The 21,994-nt window shown below is 50.0% G+C and carries 16 protein-coding genes; 1 reads left to right on the forward strand and 15 read right to left on the reverse strand.

Annotated elements, in window-relative coordinates; all coding sequences use genetic code 11:
* Nucleotides 1-4: 4 nt before the first annotated feature.
* The 8 genes from dctP to ACINK7_RS09040 all read right to left on the reverse strand — a co-directional run bounded on the left by dctP (nucleotide 5) and on the right by ACINK7_RS09040 (nucleotide 13,090).
* Nucleotides 5-1,009, reverse strand: a complete 1,005-nt coding sequence (dctP, locus tag ACINK7_RS09005) for a TRAP transporter substrate-binding protein DctP (protein ID WP_404361019.1) — start codon at nucleotides 1,007-1,009, stop codon at nucleotides 5-7.
* A 3-nt stretch (nucleotides 1,010-1,012) separates the two neighbouring features.
* The gene (locus ACINK7_RS09010) at nucleotides 1,013-1,909 is read right to left on the reverse strand and encodes a TRAP transporter TatT component family protein (protein WP_404361020.1); all 897 of its coding nucleotides are present in this window, start codon (nucleotides 1,907-1,909) and stop codon (nucleotides 1,013-1,015) included.
* Nucleotides 1,910-2,027: 118 nt separating this feature from the next.
* Complete coding sequence (locus tag ACINK7_RS09015) at nucleotides 2,028-2,453, reverse strand: acyl-CoA thioesterase (RefSeq protein ID WP_404361021.1); 426 nt, start codon at nucleotides 2,451-2,453, stop codon at nucleotides 2,028-2,030.
* A gap of 1 nt (nucleotide 2,454) precedes the next feature.
* Nucleotides 2,455-8,283 (reverse strand): type I polyketide synthase, encoded by a 5,829-nt coding sequence (locus ACINK7_RS09020; protein WP_404361022.1) that lies wholly within the window; start codon nucleotides 8,281-8,283, stop codon nucleotides 2,455-2,457.
* Nucleotides 8,280-9,221, reverse strand: coding sequence for an enediyne biosynthesis protein UnbU (locus ACINK7_RS09025; RefSeq protein WP_404361023.1), 942 nt, complete (start codon nucleotides 9,219-9,221; stop codon nucleotides 8,280-8,282). Before ACINK7_RS09025 ends, ACINK7_RS09020 begins: the two co-directional genes overlap by 4 nt.
* On the reverse strand, nucleotides 9,218-11,173 hold the full coding sequence (locus tag ACINK7_RS09030) for a CRTAC1 family protein (protein ID WP_404361024.1): 1,956 nt from the start codon (nucleotides 11,171-11,173) through the stop codon (nucleotides 9,218-9,220). Before ACINK7_RS09030 ends, ACINK7_RS09025 begins: the two co-directional genes overlap by 4 nt.
* 38 nt (nucleotides 11,174-11,211) lie before the next feature.
* Complete coding sequence (locus ACINK7_RS09035; protein ID WP_404361025.1) at nucleotides 11,212-12,222, reverse strand: DUF1702 family protein; 1,011 nt, start codon at nucleotides 12,220-12,222, stop codon at nucleotides 11,212-11,214.
* Nucleotides 12,223-12,232: 10 nt separating this feature from the next.
* On the reverse strand, nucleotides 12,233-13,090 hold the full coding sequence (locus ACINK7_RS09040; RefSeq protein ID WP_404361026.1) for a hypothetical protein: 858 nt from the start codon (nucleotides 13,088-13,090) through the stop codon (nucleotides 12,233-12,235).
* A gap of 217 nt (nucleotides 13,091-13,307) precedes the next feature.
* Between ACINK7_RS09040 and ACINK7_RS09045 the strand changes: the two genes are divergently transcribed.
* Entirely contained in the window at nucleotides 13,308-13,769 is a 462-nt protein-coding gene (locus ACINK7_RS09045) for a helix-turn-helix domain-containing protein (protein ID WP_404361027.1), read from the forward strand.
* A gap of 273 nt (nucleotides 13,770-14,042) precedes the next feature.
* On the opposite strand, the gene ACINK7_RS09050 is transcribed toward ACINK7_RS09045, so the two are convergent.
* The 7 genes from ACINK7_RS09050 to queF form a co-directional block, all read right to left on the reverse strand.
* Nucleotides 14,043-16,349 (reverse strand): RND family transporter, encoded by a 2,307-nt coding sequence (locus tag ACINK7_RS09050; RefSeq protein WP_404361028.1) that lies wholly within the window; start codon nucleotides 16,347-16,349, stop codon nucleotides 14,043-14,045.
* Between the two features lie 755 nt (nucleotides 16,350-17,104).
* Nucleotides 17,105-17,920: a bifunctional DNA-formamidopyrimidine glycosylase/DNA-(apurinic or apyrimidinic site) lyase gene (gene mutM / locus ACINK7_RS09055; protein ID WP_404361029.1), complete on the reverse strand. Its 816-nt coding sequence runs from the start codon at nucleotides 17,918-17,920 to the stop codon at nucleotides 17,105-17,107.
* A 44-nt stretch (nucleotides 17,921-17,964) separates the two neighbouring features.
* Entirely contained in the window at nucleotides 17,965-19,299 is a 1,335-nt protein-coding gene (locus ACINK7_RS09060) for a GldG family protein (RefSeq protein ID WP_404361030.1), read from the reverse strand.
* A complete protein-coding gene (locus tag ACINK7_RS09065; protein ID WP_404361429.1) occupies nucleotides 19,296-20,048 on the reverse strand; it encodes an ABC transporter permease subunit in 753 nt (250 codons plus the stop codon). The genes ACINK7_RS09060 and ACINK7_RS09065 overlap by 4 nt, the downstream gene beginning before the upstream one ends.
* Nucleotides 20,049-20,440: 392 nt before the next feature.
* On the reverse strand, nucleotides 20,441-21,301 hold the full coding sequence (gene asd, locus ACINK7_RS09070; RefSeq protein WP_404361032.1) for an archaetidylserine decarboxylase: 861 nt from the start codon (nucleotides 21,299-21,301) through the stop codon (nucleotides 20,441-20,443).
* Entirely contained in the window at nucleotides 21,291-21,584 is a 294-nt protein-coding gene (locus tag ACINK7_RS09075) for an EscU/YscU/HrcU family type III secretion system export apparatus switch protein (RefSeq protein ID WP_125219237.1), read from the reverse strand. The genes asd and ACINK7_RS09075 overlap by 11 nt, the downstream gene beginning before the upstream one ends.
* A gap of 8 nt (nucleotides 21,585-21,592) precedes the next feature.
* Nucleotides 21,593-21,982 (reverse strand): preQ(1) synthase, encoded by a 390-nt coding sequence (gene queF / locus ACINK7_RS09080; protein WP_404361033.1) that lies wholly within the window; start codon nucleotides 21,980-21,982, stop codon nucleotides 21,593-21,595.
* Nucleotides 21,983-21,994 lie beyond the last annotated feature (12 nt).

Consider the following 21,994-nt stretch of genomic DNA (forward strand, 5'->3'; position numbering starts at 1 on the left):
GGGTTTAGCGGACTGAACCCTGGCGAAAATCGTTCAGATGCCGTCTTAAGGTCTCGATGATCGATTGGCTGAGAATGCCTTCCCGTTCCATTTTCGATTTGGTATCTTCGAGCATCGCTTGCCAGTTTTTTCGATCGTTTTCATCGGTTGCGACAAATTGTATGCCTTGGTTGCGTAAAACCCTGAGCGCTTCGGTATTATCTCGGCGATTAATGCTGTTGAACTCTTTATAAACCGCGCCGATCACCTCGCGAACGATTTGTTGATCGCCGGGCCTTAATCGTGAGAAGGCTCGGGCTTGAACGATCATCGTGCCGTACAAATAAGCCAACGGTTCGTCGGTGACGTATTTGATGCGGGCGTGCCATTGCAGCGCTATGGCACCCATCGGCGAGGTTGCGACCGTATTGATTAAGCCTGTTTGCAATGCAGTCATTACATCGGTTAACGGCAGAGATATCGGCGATACGCCGATGGTTTGAAAGGCGCTTCTGCTGATGTAATCGCCTTCGGGAACCCATATCTTTTGGCCTTTTAGGTCATCGACCCGCGACACCGGTTTGTCCGACATCAAATAAGCAAAACCGCCTTCGCTCAGGCCGAAGCTGATAAAGCCGTTTTGCTCGAGACCTTTGATGATCAAATCGTCCATGCGCGAGCGCACATAATCGACTTCGTCGAAAGAACGAAAAATCAACGGCAAGCTATACACCTGAGAATCCGGGTAAATGTCCTTCAAGCCGCCGCCTGGAAAAATACCGCCTTGTAATTGATTGACATTGATTTTACGCATCACGCTGGCATCATTGCCCATGATGCCGCCCGGATAAAAACGAAAGGTGACGCGGCCATTCGTGCGCCGTTTGATTTCGTCGGCCGCCTCGCGCATTTTTTCCATCCAGACCGTACCGTCCGGCGAAGCCGTTGCGATTTTGAGCATTTGCGATAGGGCAGGAGGCGAAAAAACCATCAGGCACATTAAAAACAGAGTCGCGATTAAATGATGCATAGTTTACTCATGGAAGTAGCTGTCGGATTCATCTAATAATAGTTGGGCTTCTTGTTGCGCGATCGTATTGGAAAGGGACAAGCCAGGCACATTCGGATCGGCCTGCAGCACTTCGCGCAACAAACGGTCGTGCATTTCACGGTCATACAGCATCCGTGCATAATTGCGCGCCAAGGCGACCTTGACGGCCAGGTCGTTGCCGCGCGACAGTTCAATTGCGCGCTCGAAATGGCTTCTAGCGGTTTCCGGATTGCCGCCCAAAGCCGGCGATAACTGCGAGCGGAGTAGTCCTAGGTAGTAATGCGCACGGCCGGAATCGAGGGACTCGTCTAATTCGAGGATTCTCTCGAACAACGATTCGATTTTCGGGCGGTCGGCAATCGCATTCCAGTCGCGGCTGTGAGCTTGCAACCACGCAGCCCAAGCCAAACCGTAGGTATAGAGTTCATTCAAGGCCGCGCGATCGGCATTTTGCAAAGCCGGTGCGAAAGCGTCATGCGGCAATTGGTCGATATGGCATAGGGATGGTTGCTCCAAACAAAGTGCTCGTTCGGCGTAAACGCGCGCTTTATTGGTGAGGTTGCGGGCACGGGCCGGCTCCCTCACCAATTCCGATGCATAAAATGCATAGAGCTTAGCGCCGGAAACCAGTCGGTCCGTATTTTCCGATTCTTGCTCGATCAATCCGTCGGTCATCAATAGATAAGCCGGCAAGCCTTCGCGCACGATCTCGATGTCGTTTTGATTGAGAATAGCATCGGACAAAGAATCGGAAAGGTTTTGCAGAGACGCGCTCACGCAACCAGTTAAAAATGCCGATAAAACCGGCAATAAAATAAATCGGGTTATTTTCGCTATGACCACAGGATTATTCAGAAAAATTCGAATTCGGTGGGCCATTATACCTTTATTGGTCAGCGAAAGAATACAGAAGCTAAAGGTGGATCGCTAAAGAGTAGCATCTATAATCGCTGCTTCGGGGTTGCATAAATTCGGTGTTGAATCCAAGATTGAATTTTCAGATTTCAAATTCGTTTAGCGCCAAGCGAAGGGATTGAGGAAGAGGCGTAGGGCGCATTGCCGTTCCCTCTTTCATCATAGAGGCGATTTGTTGTTCACCACTGGCGATCAATTCTTCAGTGTTGTCTTTACGGACTCTTAGATAATCGAATTTCATTGTAACGCGGTTTTGTGTGATCTGAGTCGCGTACATTTTAATGAGCACTTCGTCCAAAGCGAATAATTCCTGAAAGTATTCGCACGATATCCGCGTCGTTACTAGGCTTAACCCTTGCCCAAGCGCATCGATCACGTCGGATGCATAATCGCGTATAAACATTTCACGTACTCGGCCTTGCCAACGGATATGGTTGGCGAAATAGACATTGCCGACTAAGTTGGTTTCTTCAAAGCTAACGATGTGCCGATATTCGTAGGCTTTCATATTACTTCCCGAATGTTGCCGGCGATTTGGATTGGCGATTTTGTTCGACCAATATCGAAAACATCAATGGCGAAGAAGTGCCTTTGAGCTTTGCGATGTAGGTGGCAATGACAAAAGGGCCGGCTGTAAAAGTGACCCATTCGTCTTTTGCAGCCGATTGTAAGGTCAACGGGTGATTTGCGCTTGCGCCTGCTTTTTTTAAGCATTCGATGGCTCCCCAGACGCGGGTTGCAGTTAGATCTAGGTTTTCTCCGAATTGTTCGACGGTCAACCGCGCCAATGCAAAGCGTTCTTTGCCGAGTAAGTCTTCCCATATGGTAATCGGCCGAACGGTAACGATTTCTAAATCGCAAGCGACTTGTGATTCGCTTGTAACCGCGAAAATCCAATCTTCAGCATGCGCTGCAGAAATCGTTCGGCCATCGACGGATTCGGGTTTTCCGTCGCTACGGCGCAAAATAATGGTTTTGTTACCCAAAGCCAATTGTATCGCAGTGTTAGTCGGTTCTTCGGTAATATGGTTGTCGTTGTGTAATAAGACGAAGTTCAATTCGTGTGATTTAACGATTGCAGAAATCTTTCGCTGCAAATAAGGGGCAATTAAACCAACAGGCCAAGTTTCCCAATCGATGTTCGTAATTTCGCGTAAATGTAGGCCTTGCCACACTTCTTTCAAACAACCCGCATGGTTTCGAATTTCGAGGTCGTAGCAAAATTCATCGTGTCGTTGCCACCGTTCTCGGGCTAGGACATATATCGGGCCGTCGACTTTCAAGTCTTTCGGTACCCAGCGTTCTAAAGCGGTGGGTAACACGATTGCATGCGGAATGCAGGCTTGAATCGCGTGGATGGCCGCATCTCGAGTACCGGGGTCGCCTATCAGTAAGGTTTGCGGCAAGAAGCGGGCAAACCAAGTTTCTTCTGAAAGGTCTGAGCCGATATCGGCGGTACATTGAAATGCGGAAAGCTGCCGATAGGCTTTCACTTGTCGAAAGCGCCCGTCTTGAAAAAATAAAGGGCCGTAAAGTTCGGCGTCCGGCTCAATGGCTATTTTATGTGAATTGGTTGAATTTTCTTGAGCTACTTCTTCGCGAATAGTATTCGGACAGGCATCGAATCTTAATATCGCATGGAAGTGATCGATTTGGAATGCGGTCTGGCTGAAGCGTAGAGCGACCTCGATACTCTGGTCCTCTTTAACTAAAGCAACGGTGCGCAGCGTAACGACCTCTTTGGGAGGCACTACGATCGGTTGGGCAAAACGCAAGTCCTGGAAGGAAGGAGTTTCAGTCTGGCCAGTGACCGACCGGGCGGCTTGCACCATAGCTTCCATTCCGATGACAGCCGGAAAAATATGTTCGCCTTGGTAAACATGATCGTTCAAATAAGGGTCGTTGTTTAATGAAATTTCAGAATCGGTTACTAGTTCGATTCCCGGATAAAATAGTCCGGGCTTTTCTATAAATCGAAGAAAAGGTAATTCATGGGTCGGCAGAATCGGTAAAGGCGGAGTAATGCCTAATCGACCGCTTATTACCACATTTGAACTCGGCAACTCCAAATCCAGCAACCGGTTCAACCATTCGATGCCTTGTTCAGGCGATATCGGGCTAATCCCTTCACGTAATAAAGCGTCGATACGGCCCAAGCGCTCACCCATTCCGACGCCCGACCATATAGACCATTCGAGAGAAAGGCAACGACAAGCAGGGTTACGCTCTTTGAACGAATCGGTTTCATGACTCAGCCAAGCATTCGCCAATGCATAATCGGCTTCGCCACGCATTCCGACGCGGCCAATAATCGAGCTGAAGTTAATCAATAGCTTGAGTTTGCCGGAGTCGACCGAGGCTAATAGATGATTAAGGCCGTCGATTTTTGGAGACAACGTGCGCTTTAGATTTTCGATATTCAAATCGCGGATCAATCTAGGTTCATTGACGCCTGCGCCATGTAAAATAGCGGTAATAGGGCCGAATTCGGATTGTGCTTCCTTTACGGCGTTCTGGATATTGTCCGCATCGCAGACATCGACGGCATAATAGCGAAATGCGATGTTGGTCTTACTGAAACGTATCAGGTTTTCAGCTAACATGGTATCGTTTTCCGGTAATGCACGTCCCAAGAGTATCAGGCGTAGATCATGCGCGCGGGCTAACGAAAAGGCGCATTCGGCGGCGATACCTTTACCGCCGCCACTGACTAACAACACATCGCCAGATGTTAATAAGGAATTTCCGCTATCGTTGACAAGAGTGGTAATTAAACGCAAAACCCGTTCCGATCGTTGCCCTGTACTATCGTAAATCGCCTCACGAAAGCCCTCGGCAGCAAACGTTTCGGTTATAATCCAAGATAGCGCCTCTTGGCGATAGGGCGTATCGATAACACTAACGCATAGTCCATCGGCTTCTTCAAACAAGGTTCTTGCAAATGCCGAGGCAAAACCGTTGTGCTGAACCAGAATGAAAGACCTTGGCTTTCCGTCTTGTTCCAACGCGGCTTGTGAGGCATCCAGCAGTAATCGATCATATCCGGAGTCTGGAGTAGGAGGGAGGCATAGCAAGACGCCCGTGCCTCCGATCGATTCGAGCCGCTCTAATAAAGGAGTGACCAGTATATGATCTTTAGGAGCAAATACACGCCAAGATGAAGGCTGTTGTCTTTGATGGTAATTAGAAGAGGGCTTAGCTGGTTTTAATTCGCAGGGGCGCTGTTCGATAGTGAAGGCTCTTACCCAATTTTCTAATCCTTGAGGCGCTTTATGTCGTTCGAGATCGGCGTCATTATTCACGGTGCGAATCGATTCCAAAAATCGGGCGGCTTGGCCAACTGTGGCGTGTGCGTATTCCGTCGGTGCTAGCGAAACCGGTAGATTCAGTTTTCGTGCGGCCTCGGCCATAATTTGTCCGATGCTGATCGAGTTCAAATGCAAATCCCTCAATAAATGATGCTGCTCTTGAATTTCCGAAGCGGGCAGTTCAACTTTTTGAGCCAGTATTTGACGCAGTAACTGTAAAGCGTCGGGCTGTTCGGAGGCTTTCGGTAAAGCCTCATCCCGCCGATCATGGATAAGGACTTCAGTGTTCATTTTCGGTGTCGAGTCGTTTAAACGGTTTTCGATAGTATCCGTTGGTGCTGCCTCGCAAGGGTTGGATAAAAACGACAAGGGTCGTAACGGTTCGAAAAATCGTGTAAATCGATCAGCGAACAAGCCTCGAGTTTTGATTGGCTGCCCAAGCGCGTAAGCCGCGCCGATTGCCATGAGCAGCCCTTGCAAAGACGGACCCGAGGAATCGAGCGCCACGATAGGCGTAGTGTGGTCGGTGTTAAGTAAGCCGCTGAGTATTTGTCCGGGGCCGACTTCCAGACAAAGATCGCAATGCGGTAGAAGTTGGGCGAGCGCTTCGGTGAAACGAACCGGAGAAGTTAATTGCTCCCCAAGATGTTTTGGAAAATGAATGTCCGATAAAAAATCGCCGGTTACGGTCGATACAATGGGCCGGATAAGCGAATGAAAAATTTCGGATTCCAGAGACCGGGTCAATTGCTCGGCGGCAATCGTCATCGAAGGCGAATGAAATGCATGTGTAATCGGTAACAGGGTAAATGCAATATCTTGCGCTTTAGCGAGTGTCATCACACGGCGAATGGTATCGGTATCGCCGGCTATCACGCATTGGTGACTGCTGTTAAAACCGCCAACGACCACACCGGGTTCTTGGGCAATTAGCGCTTGTGTGATGGCTTCATTGGCGCCTATGACCGCCATTGCCCCGTCCGATTGTCTATCGGCTGACATGATCTCGCCACGCCGGCGGACGATACGCATTAAAGCCTGTTCGTCCAAAGCGCCGGCCCAGTGCAGGGCGGTCAATTCGCCCAAGCTGTGACCGACTGCTATTTGCGCTTCGATACCGACGGCGTCAAGTAAGCGCAAGCCCGCGATTTCGGCGAGCGCGATCGCCGGTTGCGCATGACCGGTATCTTGGGGGTCACCGATTAGCGGCGATTCTTGGTCATGATATAAATTGCCGATTTCGTTAAAGCGTTTGCCCATCGCGCCGCCTGTGAACCGTACCGGCGACGCTTGGCCGGGAAATAAAAAGGCGATGCGGGGGGCGGTTTTTCCACTGCCTAAAAATACGCCGGTTTCGGTATCGAATCCGGAGCTTTTTTCCTCGTCAAGCCAACCCTGCAAGATTTCTATGTTTTCTTCCAGTTGTTTCGGAGTTGCCGCGACGACAGCGGCGCGACAGAAGGAAGGCTTGACCGCGTTTGCCAGCGCGGCGGCCAAATCGCTCAATTCGGCGTAAGAAAGGGAAGCCGCTAATTCCCGTAAGTGTTTGATCGATACGATCAACTCGGCTGGGGTTTCGGCGCTGAGCAGAAACAACTCACAGTCTTGTCGGCTGTGACATAGTGACGTTTCACGCGATGTTACGCTTTTTCGGCGAACCGCCGAAGCACTTTCCAATGCAACATGGACATTGATACCGCCAAATCCGAAAGAACTGACGCCAGCTCTTAACGGCTCTCCTTCAGGCCAAGGAAGACCGGTTTCCAAGAGCTGTAGATTTCCTTGTTCAAAGATTCGATGCGGCTGATCAACACCCGTAGCGGGCGGTAAAATTTGGCTATGTAGAGCCATCAGCGCTTTGATCAGACCGGCCATACCGGCCGCCGCTTTGGTATGGCCGATGTTGGCCTTGATCGAACCGATCGTTGCGGGTGTTCGATTGCCTGCCAGTAATTCCGACAACGCAGCGAGTTCGACTTCATCGCCGACCGCCGTGCCGGTGCCGTGACCTTCAAACAAAGGCACGGTGTCGATTCCATAGCCGGCTCGTCGGTAAGCGCGCTGCATCGCGAGTTGCTGGCCCATGATTTCAGGTCGGGTTATCCCGCCGCTTCCGTCCGATGATATTCCCCAGCCGCGAATGAAGCCGTTACAACGAAGCCCCCTGCCCAAGGCTTCATCGTGCCGCATTAGCAAAGCGAAACCACAGCCTTCGCCCGGTAAAAATCCGCGGGGATTGCGGTCATAAACCCGCATGCCGTCCCGGGATAGCGCACCAACCCGCGAAAATCCGATCAATTCGAAAGGATCAAGGCTCAAGTCGACACCGCCGACCAATACCGCATCCAAATCGCCCGATTGCAGCGAGGTGCAAGCCTGTGCAACCGCAAGCAACGACGAGCTGCAAGCGCCGTCAACGGTAAATCCGCCGCCCTGGAAATTGAAAAAGTTGCAGATTCGCCCCGCTATCGTGTTGGCGAGGCCGCCCGCCAAGGTTTCCTCGCCGACCGGTTCGAAAGGCGCTTTATAGTGCTGCTCCATGTGCCGCAAGAATTCGCGTCGTTTGTCGTTGTTCCAACCTTCGGCGGCCAAGCGTTCGTTTAGCACTCTTTGAACATAGGGCCAGCGCAAACGCATCAAAGCCGCCCGCGAGAATTCCCCTGCTAGCGTATTCCCGACAATGACGCCGGTGCTTTCTTTCGGTAAGCCGATACCATTCGGCAGGCCGGCATCTTCGAGCGCGCGAGCGGCAATATCGAGTGCCAGCCAATGCGTCATATCGGTACTGCGAAAAGTCGAACCGGCAATGCGGAACTTTTGCCGGTCGAATGAATAACCCTCGAGTACGGCCGCCTCTTTGACGTATATCGAGTCTGAATACTCCGTTTTGTGCTCTAAATAGTCCTGCAGGTTGAGCCGTTCGGACGGCAAACGCCTAAACGCGAGGCGTTGGGCTAATACATTTTCCCACAGCGCTTGCGGCGAGTCGGCATCGGGGTAACGGCATGCAATTCCGACAATCGCAATCATTTTCCGGCACTCTCGGCAAATTGCGCATTCTGGAACAGTCGTTGGCGGTGTGCGATCAGATATAGTCCGGCTCCTCGGCAAGCGCAAACGACAAATAATGCGATAAACAATCCGAACACGATATTTTCAATCAGCAACAGTGCATAAACGGAGGCGACGGCCAGGCCGAAAATGACTTGGCGTAATGGATTCAGAGGCGTCGTGGCCGGGTCCGGAATCATATACAGTGTGAATAGAATGAACGCAGCGCTGGTCATGGGAATCAGAGGTACGATCCAAGGAATATCGAAATACCAACTACGCAGTAAGGCTTGCAGCAAAAAACCGCCGATCCAGGCGATGCATAACGGTAGACGACCGGTAAAATAAGCATGAACAATAATACCGCTGATTAAAATGAACCCCGGAATAATCCAATGCCAAAGGCCGGTGACGTTTTCGGTAAATTGATAGGGCGGAGCGAGGCCGATCCATGGAAATAGCAGCAAGGTTACCGTAATGCCGAAATTCGAAGGGTTGAAAATATGCTGCGAGCCTTGACCGACCGGCGCTCTGAAAATGACTTTCGATGCGATCGATAAGGCCGAAGCAAAAATCATCGGCCAAAGCAGTTCATTCGGATAAATCAGCATACCGACAGCAAGCCCCGGTATTAGGGCTGGCAGCAGAAAGATAAATCGTTCCGATAAGTTGTTTCCGTATCGCGGCGCACGTCGTGTCGAACGGCTATCCACCCACTCCAAGAGCCAATGCGTGAAACACGCGCTCGCCACGGCGACGATCGGTTGCAGACCGGATTGCTCGAATCCGAGCACGGTATGTCCAAGAATCGTCCAAAGCGTAATGAGAGCGGCAAAATAGCCTAATGCGAACAGGCGTAACTTAGGACTGCCTTTTGGATAAAAAAAACGGGTCGTAATTGTTTCGTTAATATTCATAAATTTTCCGCCTCTGCTTCGCCGAGTATGACAGTGTGCCACCCCGTTTTTAGGTCGAGCGTCTTACGGTGCAAACTGCCGGCTTGTCCGCGCCAACGCAGTTCAACCTCCAAGGGAGCATTACCGGACAACTTGCCGAGCCCGAAATGGAGATCAGGGCTCCGTTGACCGGAATGGCCGTTTCCGCCGTCGACTTGGGCGACTAATTTTTTTCCGTTAGGTAAATAGACGGTTGCTTGGGCTCCGATCGCCGGATAAGCGGCAATGTCATGATCCGGATGTCCCTCAATCATTCTAGTATTTGCCGAATCGCCGGCGATTCGAAGGTGTAAGCCGATAAAATTGCCGCAGTCGGGACATTCGTTGCGAAAGAAATACGATCTTTCCCATTGATTGGCTACGACAAAATCCAAGTCTCCGTCTCCATCGACATCGGCCACGGCAATGCCGCGACTGACCATCGGATCGTCCAGTTCAAGTTCCGATGCTAAATTGAAGAAACGACCGTCCTCGGCGCGCACAAAAAAACCGTTGGCTTCATGGCCACTTAAATCGTCGCCGGGTTTGAAAGATGGCCAATGCCGGGGATTGCTCATCATACGGTCGTTTCCGGTGCCTAACGCTTGCAATTTTGCCCAGCGAGGCGTTTCTCCCTTGACGAAACCGGTCGCGACCAGTGCTTCCGGATGGCCGTTGTTATCGAGGTCGGCCAGACGCGTATCCCAACCCCAACCGGCTCTGGAAAGGCCGAGCTGTTCACTGGCTTGAAAATAGGGCGCAACGCCATCGCGCATGCGTTCCGGCTCGCCGGTGCTCAACCATAATAAATTGCTCTCTTGCAAAGCCCATTCGCTGGTAATATTGCTGACGAATAAATCCAATAGGCCATCGCCGTTGAGATCTCCGAAATCGACGCCCATGCCTTTAAAGGAATCCTGACCCAGCACGAACGATTTCGGCGTGGCGAGGCTCGCTTTGCCGCGCAATTCGGCCCAACTTAGGCTGCCCGGAGTCGAACGGTTGTGCAGTAAGCGGTCCGGGCCGAAGTCATGCCCTAAATAGAGTTCCGGCAACAAGTCGCCATCCAAGTCGGCCGCGCCGACCGCCAAAGCCCAGCCGTGCTCGGTCGCCGGATCGAGCACGCCGGTTACGGCCCGATAACGGACCGTGGGTTGCTCGCCTCTTTCGGCGCCGTCCCAAAGCAATAAGTGCGTTTTGCCGCCGCTGAATGAGCGCGACTTGGTGTCGTGCATCCGTTCGATGCCTGTGCCGCGCGCATCGAGAATTTGCGCGCCATCCGAAAAATAGTTACCGATAACCAAGTCGATATGGCCGTCGCCGTCCAAGTCGGCAAGCGTCGCGGCATTGGTAAACCAACGCGCGTTGCCGGGAAAGATATCCACCGGCTTAAAGTTTTTCGCGGCGAGGCCGGCGCTATTTCCACGCTGTAAAAATGCGACCGGCGTGCGGCCCCAGTAGTAGACGATGGCATCGAGTAAGCCATCCTCGTTGAGGTCGCCCAATAGACAGCCCATCGGCGCCATTGTCGAGGCATCGAATGCCACGGGCGCCGGATGCAACTCGAATGGCATATAACGTTCGCCGGTTTCCGGCACGGGCGCGATGATGACCGAATCGAAGCGCGGGTCGACATGGCAAAGATCGTTCGGCAAGCCGTCTCCGTCAAGGTCACCGAGCGCCACGCTCGCGCCGACCGATGAAATCCACGCGGAAATATGTTCCAAGCTTGGATGAACGTTTCTTACCGAGCGAGGGCTTTTTCCGGAGGGTTCCGGTAACGGCAAGCGGGTAAAGTCGAAGCGGCCTGCGATGGACTTTCGTTCCGAAGGGCTCAAGCTCGGCGGTTGCATAAAGCCGTAAAGAAGGCCGATCCAAACCAGCGCGACCAACAGGGTCGCGCGGCGGCGTAGTAGCGGATAAACGCTATTCATAGTGCTGGTATCCTCTTAGTTGAGACTGCGATACAGGCTTAAATAAAGTGTTGCCGTATCCGTTGCCGCCAATGTTCGTAAGCCGGCAGCGCGTTATCGGCAGGCGCTTTTCGCAAGGCATCGTCCGTTAATTGCGCGGCATGCTCGGCGCTTAAATTGCAAAAGATGCGGCAGGCTAGCTCAGTATGTTCGGTCGGATTGCCGGCCCGTTGCCGGGCTTTGGCCGCAAATGCAGCGCCTTGAGCCAAATGCGCGGCAAAGTCCCCGGCCAAAATTTTCAGACGCTCTAAAACCTCCGGTTCGACGCCGCCGGCATAAGCGCCGGCCAAGCCGACACCGCTCCACAAGTCGCCCAACCTATCCGGCGGAAAGTTTTGCAGCCCCGATACGATACGCTCGGGGTCGGCTCCCATGACGAACCACAGACTGCGTCCCAAACCTTGATCGAAAGCTCTCTTTTCATAGCCTTGCAGGCATGAAGGACACTGTTGACGGCCGATGCTGTCCGGCCAATGAAAATAACCTTCATGGAAGCCGTAACCATCCAGCACCAGCCAACGGAGTAGGCTATCCATGCGCGAGGTCAGACGCGCAGGCGACACCGGCAAGCGGGCCAAAGCCCAACCGGCGCCGACATGCAACATATAGGCGTGATGCTGCGCGGGGCCGGTCAAAAATGCTTGAAAACGGCTCGGTTGCCAAGGGCAAAGGAAGTCTGAAATCACCAAGCCCATAGCGGCGCCTTCGAAGAAAAAACCGCGCCATTCATTGTCGCCGATCGCGTTTAAATGCTCGGTAAGGCGCAACGGATCGTTATCGAGCAAGGCGGCATGATAACCATCGACAAAACTCTTGCCGATGTGGTCGATTCGAGCCTTAACCCGGTCGTCGCCGACCTTGAAGCCGCGCCGTTCGACTCGGGTTTCGGCATCCGAAATGCCGAACAACGCGCGCCGGCAGCGTCCGAAAAATGCAGTCATCGATACTTTATTTATTCCGTTAAAGCCAAAAAACGGCAAGGGCAAAATGCGCCGAAGGGTTCGGCGCATGGTTTTGCGCTTAAACCAAGGGTTTGCGGCGATGTTGCCAACCGAACAATGCTAAGCCTGCACTTAGAAGTATAAAGAGATTTGGTTCTGGAATAGGAAGGTGATGTGCTGAAGCTGCAGATAGCTGACCAATAACCGGGTCGTTAGGATCGTTTAAATCCCCTATTCTGTAATATAGGTTGACAGGTTCAGGAGGTACGTACCCGATATTATTTTCAAAACATTGTCGACCAATTGGCGGTAAACAAAGAATTTTTGCTTCTACTCTATATGGAACTGTGTTGTATACGATCCCGGTTAAATCTAAGAGGTCAATTTCAAAAAATATATCAAAAAAGCTATCGCCGGATATAAATCTCCAGTCGTTAGGATCTTGAACGATATTCTCTATCGCGCCATATGTTGCTCCTTCCTGAACAGGTATGCCGGGATCTATCGGAAGCTGTCCGGGATGTCCGGGATTTGGATCAATACGAGTTCCGGCTCTTAAATGTATGTCACCGATAAAGTTGCTTGTACCAAATAAATCGAGAGCTAACATTTCCGTTAATATAGTGCCGCCTGATTGCTCATCCCTATGAATAGTCGTGTAATGCCAATTGTCATTCCAGTCTTTAGACGACACGTAAATATTCTCAGTAAATTCCGTACCAATGGGTCCATCAAAAATAGTCAATTTAAATTCGCCTACTGATTTGAATCGATCATCTCCCTCAGGAATCAACGCTGCATTTGAAATAACAGGCATTGAAACCAGCATTATTCCGAGTACCAATGAAGCGGTTGTGGATTTAATCATTCTTTTTTCTCTATTTGTTTCGATTGATGCAAATAGATTATGTGAAAAAATATTAATGAATTTACACATAGAACTCCCCCAAATTTTAAAATTGAAGTCAAGAATCAACGAAAATCAATATAAATTGCTTGTTCGTCATGTGTTAGCATGAGTCCAGACACGCCAACACAAAAAAACAGACAATATTTATTCCAAAGAATCTAAGTTATTCGTGGCGTCATTGCACTTGTCGCATAATTCATGTAGCCCATAGCGATGACTATCCTTATTGAACATGATGGGTAAAATGATGAAACGACAAGATCTAAGTCATGAACGTCTGGTGCTTATCGAGACCTTAAATAAATATTTAAATAAATCGCGTTCCGCGCGTTTTTATTATCGATTACAGATCTTGATTTTAGCGGCTGCTGGACTGAGTTACGAACGTATTGCCCAATGTTTCGAGATCAGCATTCGAAGCATTCAACGCTGGGTGCGTTTTTACCGGATATTTGGACTGGAAGGCCTTAAGGATGACAAGAAGATGGGCCGGCTTGCTGTCTTGAGACAAGATGAGAAGCTAAAGGTGAGGATTGATATTTCCCATTCGCCGAAGGAGTTGGGATATCCAGATCAAAAGTGGAGCGGCGGTTTATTGAAATCGCATTTACAGGAAAACTATGGTGTTAATCTCAGTCTTAGGCAGTGTCAGCGTATATTGAAGGATTATCGAGATGAATTAAACCGCAAGGAGCCTGCGCCATAGTTAATGATTTTACGACAAGTATTTTGTCGCTAGTACTAAAGTACAATTGACTTGTTACTGAGCGGAATAAAGTTTATGTCGATCTGTAAAATTTATGGACATTTCGTGATCGTTTGTGTGGATGTGTTTATTATATCTTTACGTTTCTAATCTGACGGCGTAGCTTTGAAGTTATCAATGATTCAGCAAAACAATACCTTAAAGAAATAGAGCAATTCAAGTTGCCTGCCTAGAGTGTAAAAAAAGCTGACATTTGGCCCGGCTAAATTGAGCTCATTTGCGCTTATTCGTATCGTCGTCCCACAGCATCAATAAAGGCGGCAGCAGTAATAAATCCAAGAACAAGGCGATGGTTAGCGTTATCGCGGTCATTAAGCCCATTTCCGAATTGATCGTAAAAGGTGAAAAACTCAAGACGATAAATCCGCAGATCAAAACCGCTGACGTTATCCATATCGCTTCGCCGACGGTCGAAAAAGCGTGCTGTATTGCCTCCCGGCAGCCATGGTTTTTTTCCTGCCGTGCATGTCGATATTTGCTGATGAAATGAATCGTATCGTCGACTACAATGCCTAGCGTGATGCTGGCCACTACGGATAGACTCAAGCCCACGCGCCCGTCGATGAGCGCCCAAATACCGAAAGCGGCAAGAGCAGGAGTTAAATTCGGGATAATGCTGATAAGACCTAAACTCAGCGAACGAAATGCACCGATTAAAATAAACGAAATAAAGACGAGCACGAGCAAGGTTCCTGTAATCATACTGCGGATATTGCGTTGCCCGACATGGGCAAACATCAGTGCCGTGCTGCCGGTTTCAATGCTCGTTTCCGGCATGTCGGTTTTTAACCATGCTTTCGAGCGCGATTCGAATGCCAGCATTTGTTTGGAGCTCAAATTCTTCAAGGTGACGATGACCCGCGTACCCGATTTATCGGCGTTGATTTGATCGTTTAAGTCCAAGCCGTATGGCAACGACAATTCATACATTAAAAGGTATTGAGAGGCGAGTTCGCGACGGTCGGGTAAAGCGTAATATTTCGGGTCGTCGTCATGCATGTTTTTATTGAGTCGTTTGAATATGTCGGTCACGGTATTGACATGCACGGTTTCGGGTTGTTTTTTCAGCCAGGCGCTGAATCGGTCGAGATTTCGCAAAAAAACGGGTTCTTGTATCCCGCCTTCTTGTTGAGTATCAAGCGAATATTCGATCGTGTATATGCCTCCGAGATGTTGGCTGAGAAAATCGGTGTCTTGTCTGAATTCGATCGACTTTCCGAAATAGTTGACGAATTCGTCGTTCAATTCGTTGTCGGGTGCATAGCCGATCAGAATAATGACAAGCAAAGCGTTGATTGCTAGCAATGCTTTGCGATAACGGATCACGAATATGGCCAAATGATGCATGGGCCTTTCGGTATGCTGTTGTTTTAAGCGAGGTCCAATCGGCAATAGCGTTATCAGCGAGGGCAACAACGTAAGTGTTAAGAGTAGCGCAGCCGCAACGCCGGTTGCGACGATATTGCCGAAGTCTCTAAAAGGCGGCGCTTCGCTGAAGTTCATGCCGAGAAACCCGAGCATCGTGCTAACGCTGGTGAGCAGAATCGGCTGAAAATTCGAATGTAGGCTTTCTTGTATGGCTTGTTTTTTTTCTTGGCCCGCCGCCATGTTTTGACGTATCGCAAGCAATACATGAAGGCAGTCGGCTACCGCAACCGTCATGATAATGGTCGGCGCGACCGCCGAGGTGGGCGTTAAGTCGCCATGAAACCATCCGAATGTTCCCAACGCGGAAATCATTGCCAACAAAATGAGTAAGACGATGGCGAATGTCGCCGATAGCGATCTCAAATTTAGCCATAATACGCCGATAATAACGCTATACATCAGCGGCAATAATTTCATATTATCGCTCATCGCCACTTCTACAAAGGCATTACTCATCATTGCTATGCCGCTGATACGAATTTTAACGCCGGGATACTGACTCTCGATTTCGCCGGCGAGCCTTCGCGCTTGTTCGGCAAGACGAATCGATTCCATCGGGCTTTTTCCTGGCAAATGTATATTAACATTGATGCCTGCGACATGGCCGTTTATAGATACTAGTCGATTAACCAACAGAGGCTCATTGAGTGCCGTTTTCTTTATGGATCGAATTTCGGGTTCGGTCAAAGCCTTCGGGTCGGGAATCAGGTCAGCGATGATTATGTTTTCGTTGTTCGAATAACTATGTTGAAAATTAACGATAGAATCGACTCTGCTCGCATAAGGAAGTTGCCAGGCGTCTTGAGTCAATTGTGCAATGGCCTGAAGTGAGGAAGCATTAAAAATGGTATCGTTTGGCGGTTGAATGACAAAAAATACGCTATCGCTTCTATTATAAACGGCCTCTAAGGCCTCAAAAGCAAGAAGCCGCGGATTTTCCTTGCTGAAATAGACGCGTGAGTCGCTATTGAATCCAAGATTCATCGCTCCGGACGATAATGCAACAACGACCGAAAAGGCAAGCAAAAGAACGCGCCAAGGATAATGCGTTACCCAGTGTGACAATCTATGACTGACGCTTTTCCAGGGCATATAAATGATATGTTGTTTGAGATTGACGAAATTGTGCATGAAAAAATTAAATGCACCAACTGAAAGTTCTTAACGGTAAAAGGTAATTTTAAAATTCTGTCTAAAATAACTTTCGGATTTTGTTCCCTTGTCCTTCGGGCATAAGTATCTACACAAGTTTTTATATCATAAATACAATGAGTTACAAGCTAGCCTAGCACCCTCTCCTGTTGGAGAGGGTTGCGGTGGTGAGAGTAAAAACAACCCCTTATATTCCCCTCATCCCAACCTTCTCCCGCAAGGAAAAAGGGGCAAGTACTTGTGTAGATACCTATGGTCCTTCGGGAGAGCAATAGTCCTTGGCACGAGGACGATTTTTCAATTAAAAGGGAGTAGGGATTAGGACATAAATAACTTCCCTATTTTACGGAGGGTTCGGTTGCTCGACTGGCAGGTGTCGGCGGCAAAGCAGACTTTTGATCCCCGGCAATTGCTGAGTTACAAGGATATAATGAATGCAGAAAATGCAGGAGCATTTTTCTGCCCTGCCTTGCCCTAATACACGCCATCCATGGCGTAATGCAAAATCTGCATTCATCATGCCTTTCTTGGCAATCATTTACCGCCGTCAAGCCTACTCGGACATATTCACCCAGAACATAAATTCCATAGCCCATTAGCTATGGTTAATTAACTGGAATAATTTAGGTGCTGGGTTCACGGCGTTCTGTCAAGCGAGTTACCGAACCCGCTATAAAACACATAGCATCAGGAAGTTATTTTTGACACTTTTTGCAAAATACCGTGCTTCTATTGGCGATGCGTATTTCGGTGAGCGGCGTTAAGCAGTTGCGGCAGGGCTCTCCGGCTCTTCCGTAGACTTGCAATTGTTGTTTGAAATAACCCGGCTTGCCGGTTTCGTTGACGAAGTCTCTTAGCGTCGTGCCGCCTTGTTCGATTGCGCTGCTCAAAACTAATCGAATACAGTCGGCAAGTTTTCGGTAACGGGCGAGCGATATGAGACCGGCCGCGCGGGTCGGTTTGATGCCGGCCATGAACAAGGCTTCGTTGGCATAGATATTACCGACGCCGACCACGATGTGGCTGTCCATGATGAACGATTTGACGGCAATGCTTCGTTTTTTAGATAACCGATAAAGATGGTCGCCGTTGAAATCGGTCAGCAGGGGTTCGGGGCCGAGTTCTTTCAATAAAGGATGTTCCCTAATCGCTTCGGAAGTCCACAGAACCGCGCCGAAGCGTCTCGGGTCGTTGAAACGCAGTATCGTCGTTTCGGAAAATACCCAGTCGATATGATCGTGTTTCTTGATTTCTTGCTCGCGGTTGACGATGCGTAGACTTCCCGACATGCCCAAATGAATGATCAGCACGCCTTTTTCGGTGTGCAGTAATAAATATTTCGCCCGCCGGTCGACTCGTTCGATGCGTAGTCCGTTCAATAGTTGATCTAAACGGTCTGGCACCGGCCAGCGCAGGCTCGCTTGGCGCACTACCGTTTCTTGGATGATCCGGCCTTCGATATGAGGCTTGATGCCTCGGCAGGTTGTTTCGACTTCAGGTAATTCAGGCATTATAAAGTTGTCGCATTAAATCCAGTGTAGCAATCGGCTTTTTCTCAACGTCGCCTACGTCGGTACCAAATCAACCAGCCGGTTATCATCAATACCAACGGGATAATCAACAGAAAGCCGAATCCCATAAGGGTAACCGATAGCGGTGTCAGCTGTAGATGCCGATCAGGAGCGGATTTGACCGGAATTGCGACATAGCGATCATCGCGGAGCAGCCAATTGATCATTCTTAGGCCCAGCTCAAGGTTGCCGACATTGCCAAGGTAGGCATCGGCGAGAAAATCGCCGTCGCCGATCACGATGATGCGTTGTTCGATCATTTCGTCGATTTGTCGACTTAAGGCGTAAGCCAGGATTAACGGGCCTTCGCGTTCTTCCATGTCCGCATCGAATTGAGCCGTGGCTCCGGTTATCCATGATTTGTCGGAGCTTTTTATTAAAACCGTGCTGACGAATGAGCTTTCCTCGCGGCTTTGCAGCGCCGCCGCGGCTGGAAATAGCGTCATTGTCTGTAGATTTTGCGTGATCGGATGGCCGGGGTATTTAGGCACTACAACGAAACTCGGATCGTCTATGCCGTAGAGCCCGGCGCTCATATCGACGATCGTGCCGGGCAAGCGGTCGATGCCTAGATAATCATCCAGGCCGCCCGGAATCAGGCTGTCGGGATCGGCCAGCCATAATAAATGGCCGCCTTGTTCGAGATAGTCATGCAAAATGCTTATTTCTCCGGGCAACAAGTCGACGCGCGGGCCGGCGATGACCAATAATTCCGAATTGTCCGGAATCGTCGGAATGTCGGCCCAGTTGAGCGTTTGCGCTTTGATATTGCGTTGCGCCAGCTCTTCGCCGAAGCGACTCAGGTCGAAATTGGCTTGCCCTTCGGGAGATCTTTCGCCATGACCGGTCAGAAAGCTGATCCAACGGACATTAGCGCTGGTCAATTGTCGCAAGGCATTGGTAAGTGTCGACTCGTCCAGAAAATTGATACGTTCGGTGCGGCCTAGATAATCGACAATGATAGCGCCCGAGGCGCCGATTTCCAGTTTCCGCGTTTTTTCCGGCGTCGAGTCGGGATCGATGAAAGTCAATTCGATATCGGGCTTGTGGAGCTTGAATCGATCGATCAATTGCTTGATCTGGGATCTGAGCGCCGGATCTTTTTTGATATAGGCCGTCACGACGATTTTATCGGTCAACGAATTTAAGACATTTTGACTAACCGAAGATAGGGTGTTGCGCGATCCTGCACTGATGTCAAAGTGGACCGGGCGCAGCGTGCTCAACCATGCCAAACCGAAAAGAACGCTAAGCCAAAGCGTGGTATGGAGCAGGTTCTTGATGCGAATTTGCCGGTGAATATGACGCGAAATTTTCATTTTTGCAGTCGATCGTTATCGAGATTACGAATGCTGAGAATCAGGAAAGTCCCGATAAATAATGCGAAATAGCACAGGTCGACGGTGTTAATCAACCCGCTTTGCAGGTTTTGAAAATGCCTAAGCAAGGATAGGTATTCGAATAATTCGCTTTTATTGTCGCGAAGCCCGGTCGACCAGTCCACAATCCATAAGAGCATTAACAGCCCGAATGCGCCCATCGCGGCAACGGTCGGATGTCCCGCGAGACACGACATGAATAGGCCGACCGAGCTGAAGGCGGCCAGCATCAACAGCAACGCCAGCATATTCGCCAGTAGTTTGCCGAAATCGAGCGTACCGCCGGCGAGCAGCGATAGGGGCATTAGCGTAATCAACAAGAGCACGGTCAGCATAAAGCCTAAAATGCCCAGATATTTGCCTATGACGATTTCGGTGCTCGATACCGGCGCCGAAAGCAACAGGGCCAAGGTTTTATTGCGCCGTTCTTCGCAAATAAGACGCATCGTCAACATCGGCGTTACCAGCATGAAGATAATCGCGGCATTGCCGTACAGCGGGGCGGCGATAACATCGGTCAAGCCGGGCGCATTATCCAAGCCTTCGAGTTGAGGTTGGAGGATGATGAAGGTTTCGACTTGGGTGAGAAACAAGTAGGCTAGGATAAATTGTAAAATCGCAAGTATGGACCAGGCCAACGGCAATAAAAATAGGCTTTTGAACTCGCGTAAGGCTATTGCTGTAATCATTTTGGTGATAGCGTCTTTTGGGTCGTGATTGAGATCCATGCGATCGACAGTGTAAGCGCAAACGTGTCGGGAAACAATTTTAAACCCTATGTTAGGAATATGCACAAAATAACTTCTACAAGCAGGACGCTTTGTGGCGATTCGGTGGCTCGCTTGGCTGGCCCAGCACCTAAATTGCCCAAGATAGTTAACTATGCCAATAGGCTATGGAATTTAGATGCTGGGTGAATACATCTATGTAGATGCTCCGCGTCGACTGCGGCTGGTAGGTAGATTGAGAGTGTATACGTTAGCTCTTGCTTGTTTTATCGATTACTTGGGACGCAGAGCGTCCCAAGATGCATTCCCATGCAGAAGGTAGGAACAATGATAATAAAACCGTATCCTCGAGGTTAGCGTAGGGTTTTTCCGATCAATTGGCCTAATTTCACCGGGCTGTCGGCCGTAAAATTCGCTTGCCAAGCGGCTTTGTCCTTGCCGAATAATACGATGATCGTCGAGCCCATGTTGAATCGCCCCATTTCCTCGCCGATATTCAAGTGCGGAGCATCGGTTTCGTAATGCCAGGTTCTGACTGTTTCAATCGTCGGCGGCGTGACGACACCGTGCCAAACCGTTTCGACGCTCGATACGAAGATCGCGCCGACCAATACTAAAGCCATCGGACCTGCTTCGGTATCGAAGATTGCCGCGACGCGTTCGTTGCGCGCGAACAGCCCGGGTACGCTGTTGGTCGTTGCGGCGTTGACGCTGAATAAGCGGCCGGGGATGTGGATCATTTCTTTCAAGGTGCCGGTCAACGGCATGTGCAAACGGTGGTAATCGCGAGGCGACAAATAAATGGTTGCGAACGAACCGTCTTTGAATGCTTCGGCGCGTTCGCCATCGCCGCCGAGTAGCTGCGTTGCGGTAAAACTTTTGCCTTTGGCTTGGAAAATCTCGCCGTCCTTGATTTGACCTGCCTGGCTGACGAAGCCGTCGGCCGGCGAGACGATCGCGCCGGGTTCGTTGGCAATCGGTCTGACTTCGGGCTTCAATTGGCGTGTAAAAAACTCGTTGAAGCTAGCATAGGCATCGATATTCGGTTCGAGCGCCTCGCTCATGTCGACGCCATAGTGTCGAATGATTTGCTTGATGAACAGATTTTTCCAAAGCTTGTTTTCGCAATAGGTCAGTTTGCTCATCAGCTGTGAAAGCGTATGATGAGGCAAAACATATTGGGGCAGGGTGGTTAGGGTTTCTTTAATCGTCATGGTTCGTGAAATTTTCAGGAGTTTTGCCGCTCAGGAAATAAGCGAACGCGATCACTTGCGCGACCGCGATATAGAGTTCTCGGGGGATTTCCTCGCCCAGCGGTACCTGAGCCAGAATTCGGGCTAACTCGGGTTCGGCTTGCAGCGGAATGCCGTGTTGTTCGGCAATGGCCATTATCTGTTCGGCGGTAAGACCTTCGCCTTTTGCGGTGACTTTCGGCGCATGTTTGCCGTCGTATTTGAGCGCGACGGCAATATCGGCATTGTAATAGGTCTTCGCCATCTAAAAATTTAGGGCAGATGCACCGGTTCCGGCGCTTGCCAGTCGGGGTTTTTATGTTCGGCGATCACATTCGTGTAAATGCCGCCCCGCACATTGAAGTTCGCCCGGATACGCATGAAGTTGGGATGAATTGTCGCGGCGATGTGATCGAGAATTTCGTTCGTGACCGCTTCATGAAATGCGCCCCGATCACGGAAGGACCACATATAGAGTTTGAGCGATTTGAGTTCGACGCAGAGTTGATTCGGAACATATTCTATCGTTAGTGTCGCGAAATCGGGTTGGCCGGTTTTAGGGCACAGACAAGTGAATTCCGGGATGTCGATGCGAATCGTAAAATCCCTGCCGGGTCTTGGGTTGTCGAAGGTTTCGAGCTGTGTGCTGGGTTGTGTCGTCATGTATCGATGATA

This window comes from Methylotuvimicrobium sp. KM1, from assembly GCF_044788715.1.
Classification (GTDB): domain Bacteria; phylum Pseudomonadota; class Gammaproteobacteria; order Methylococcales; family Methylomonadaceae; genus Methylotuvimicrobium.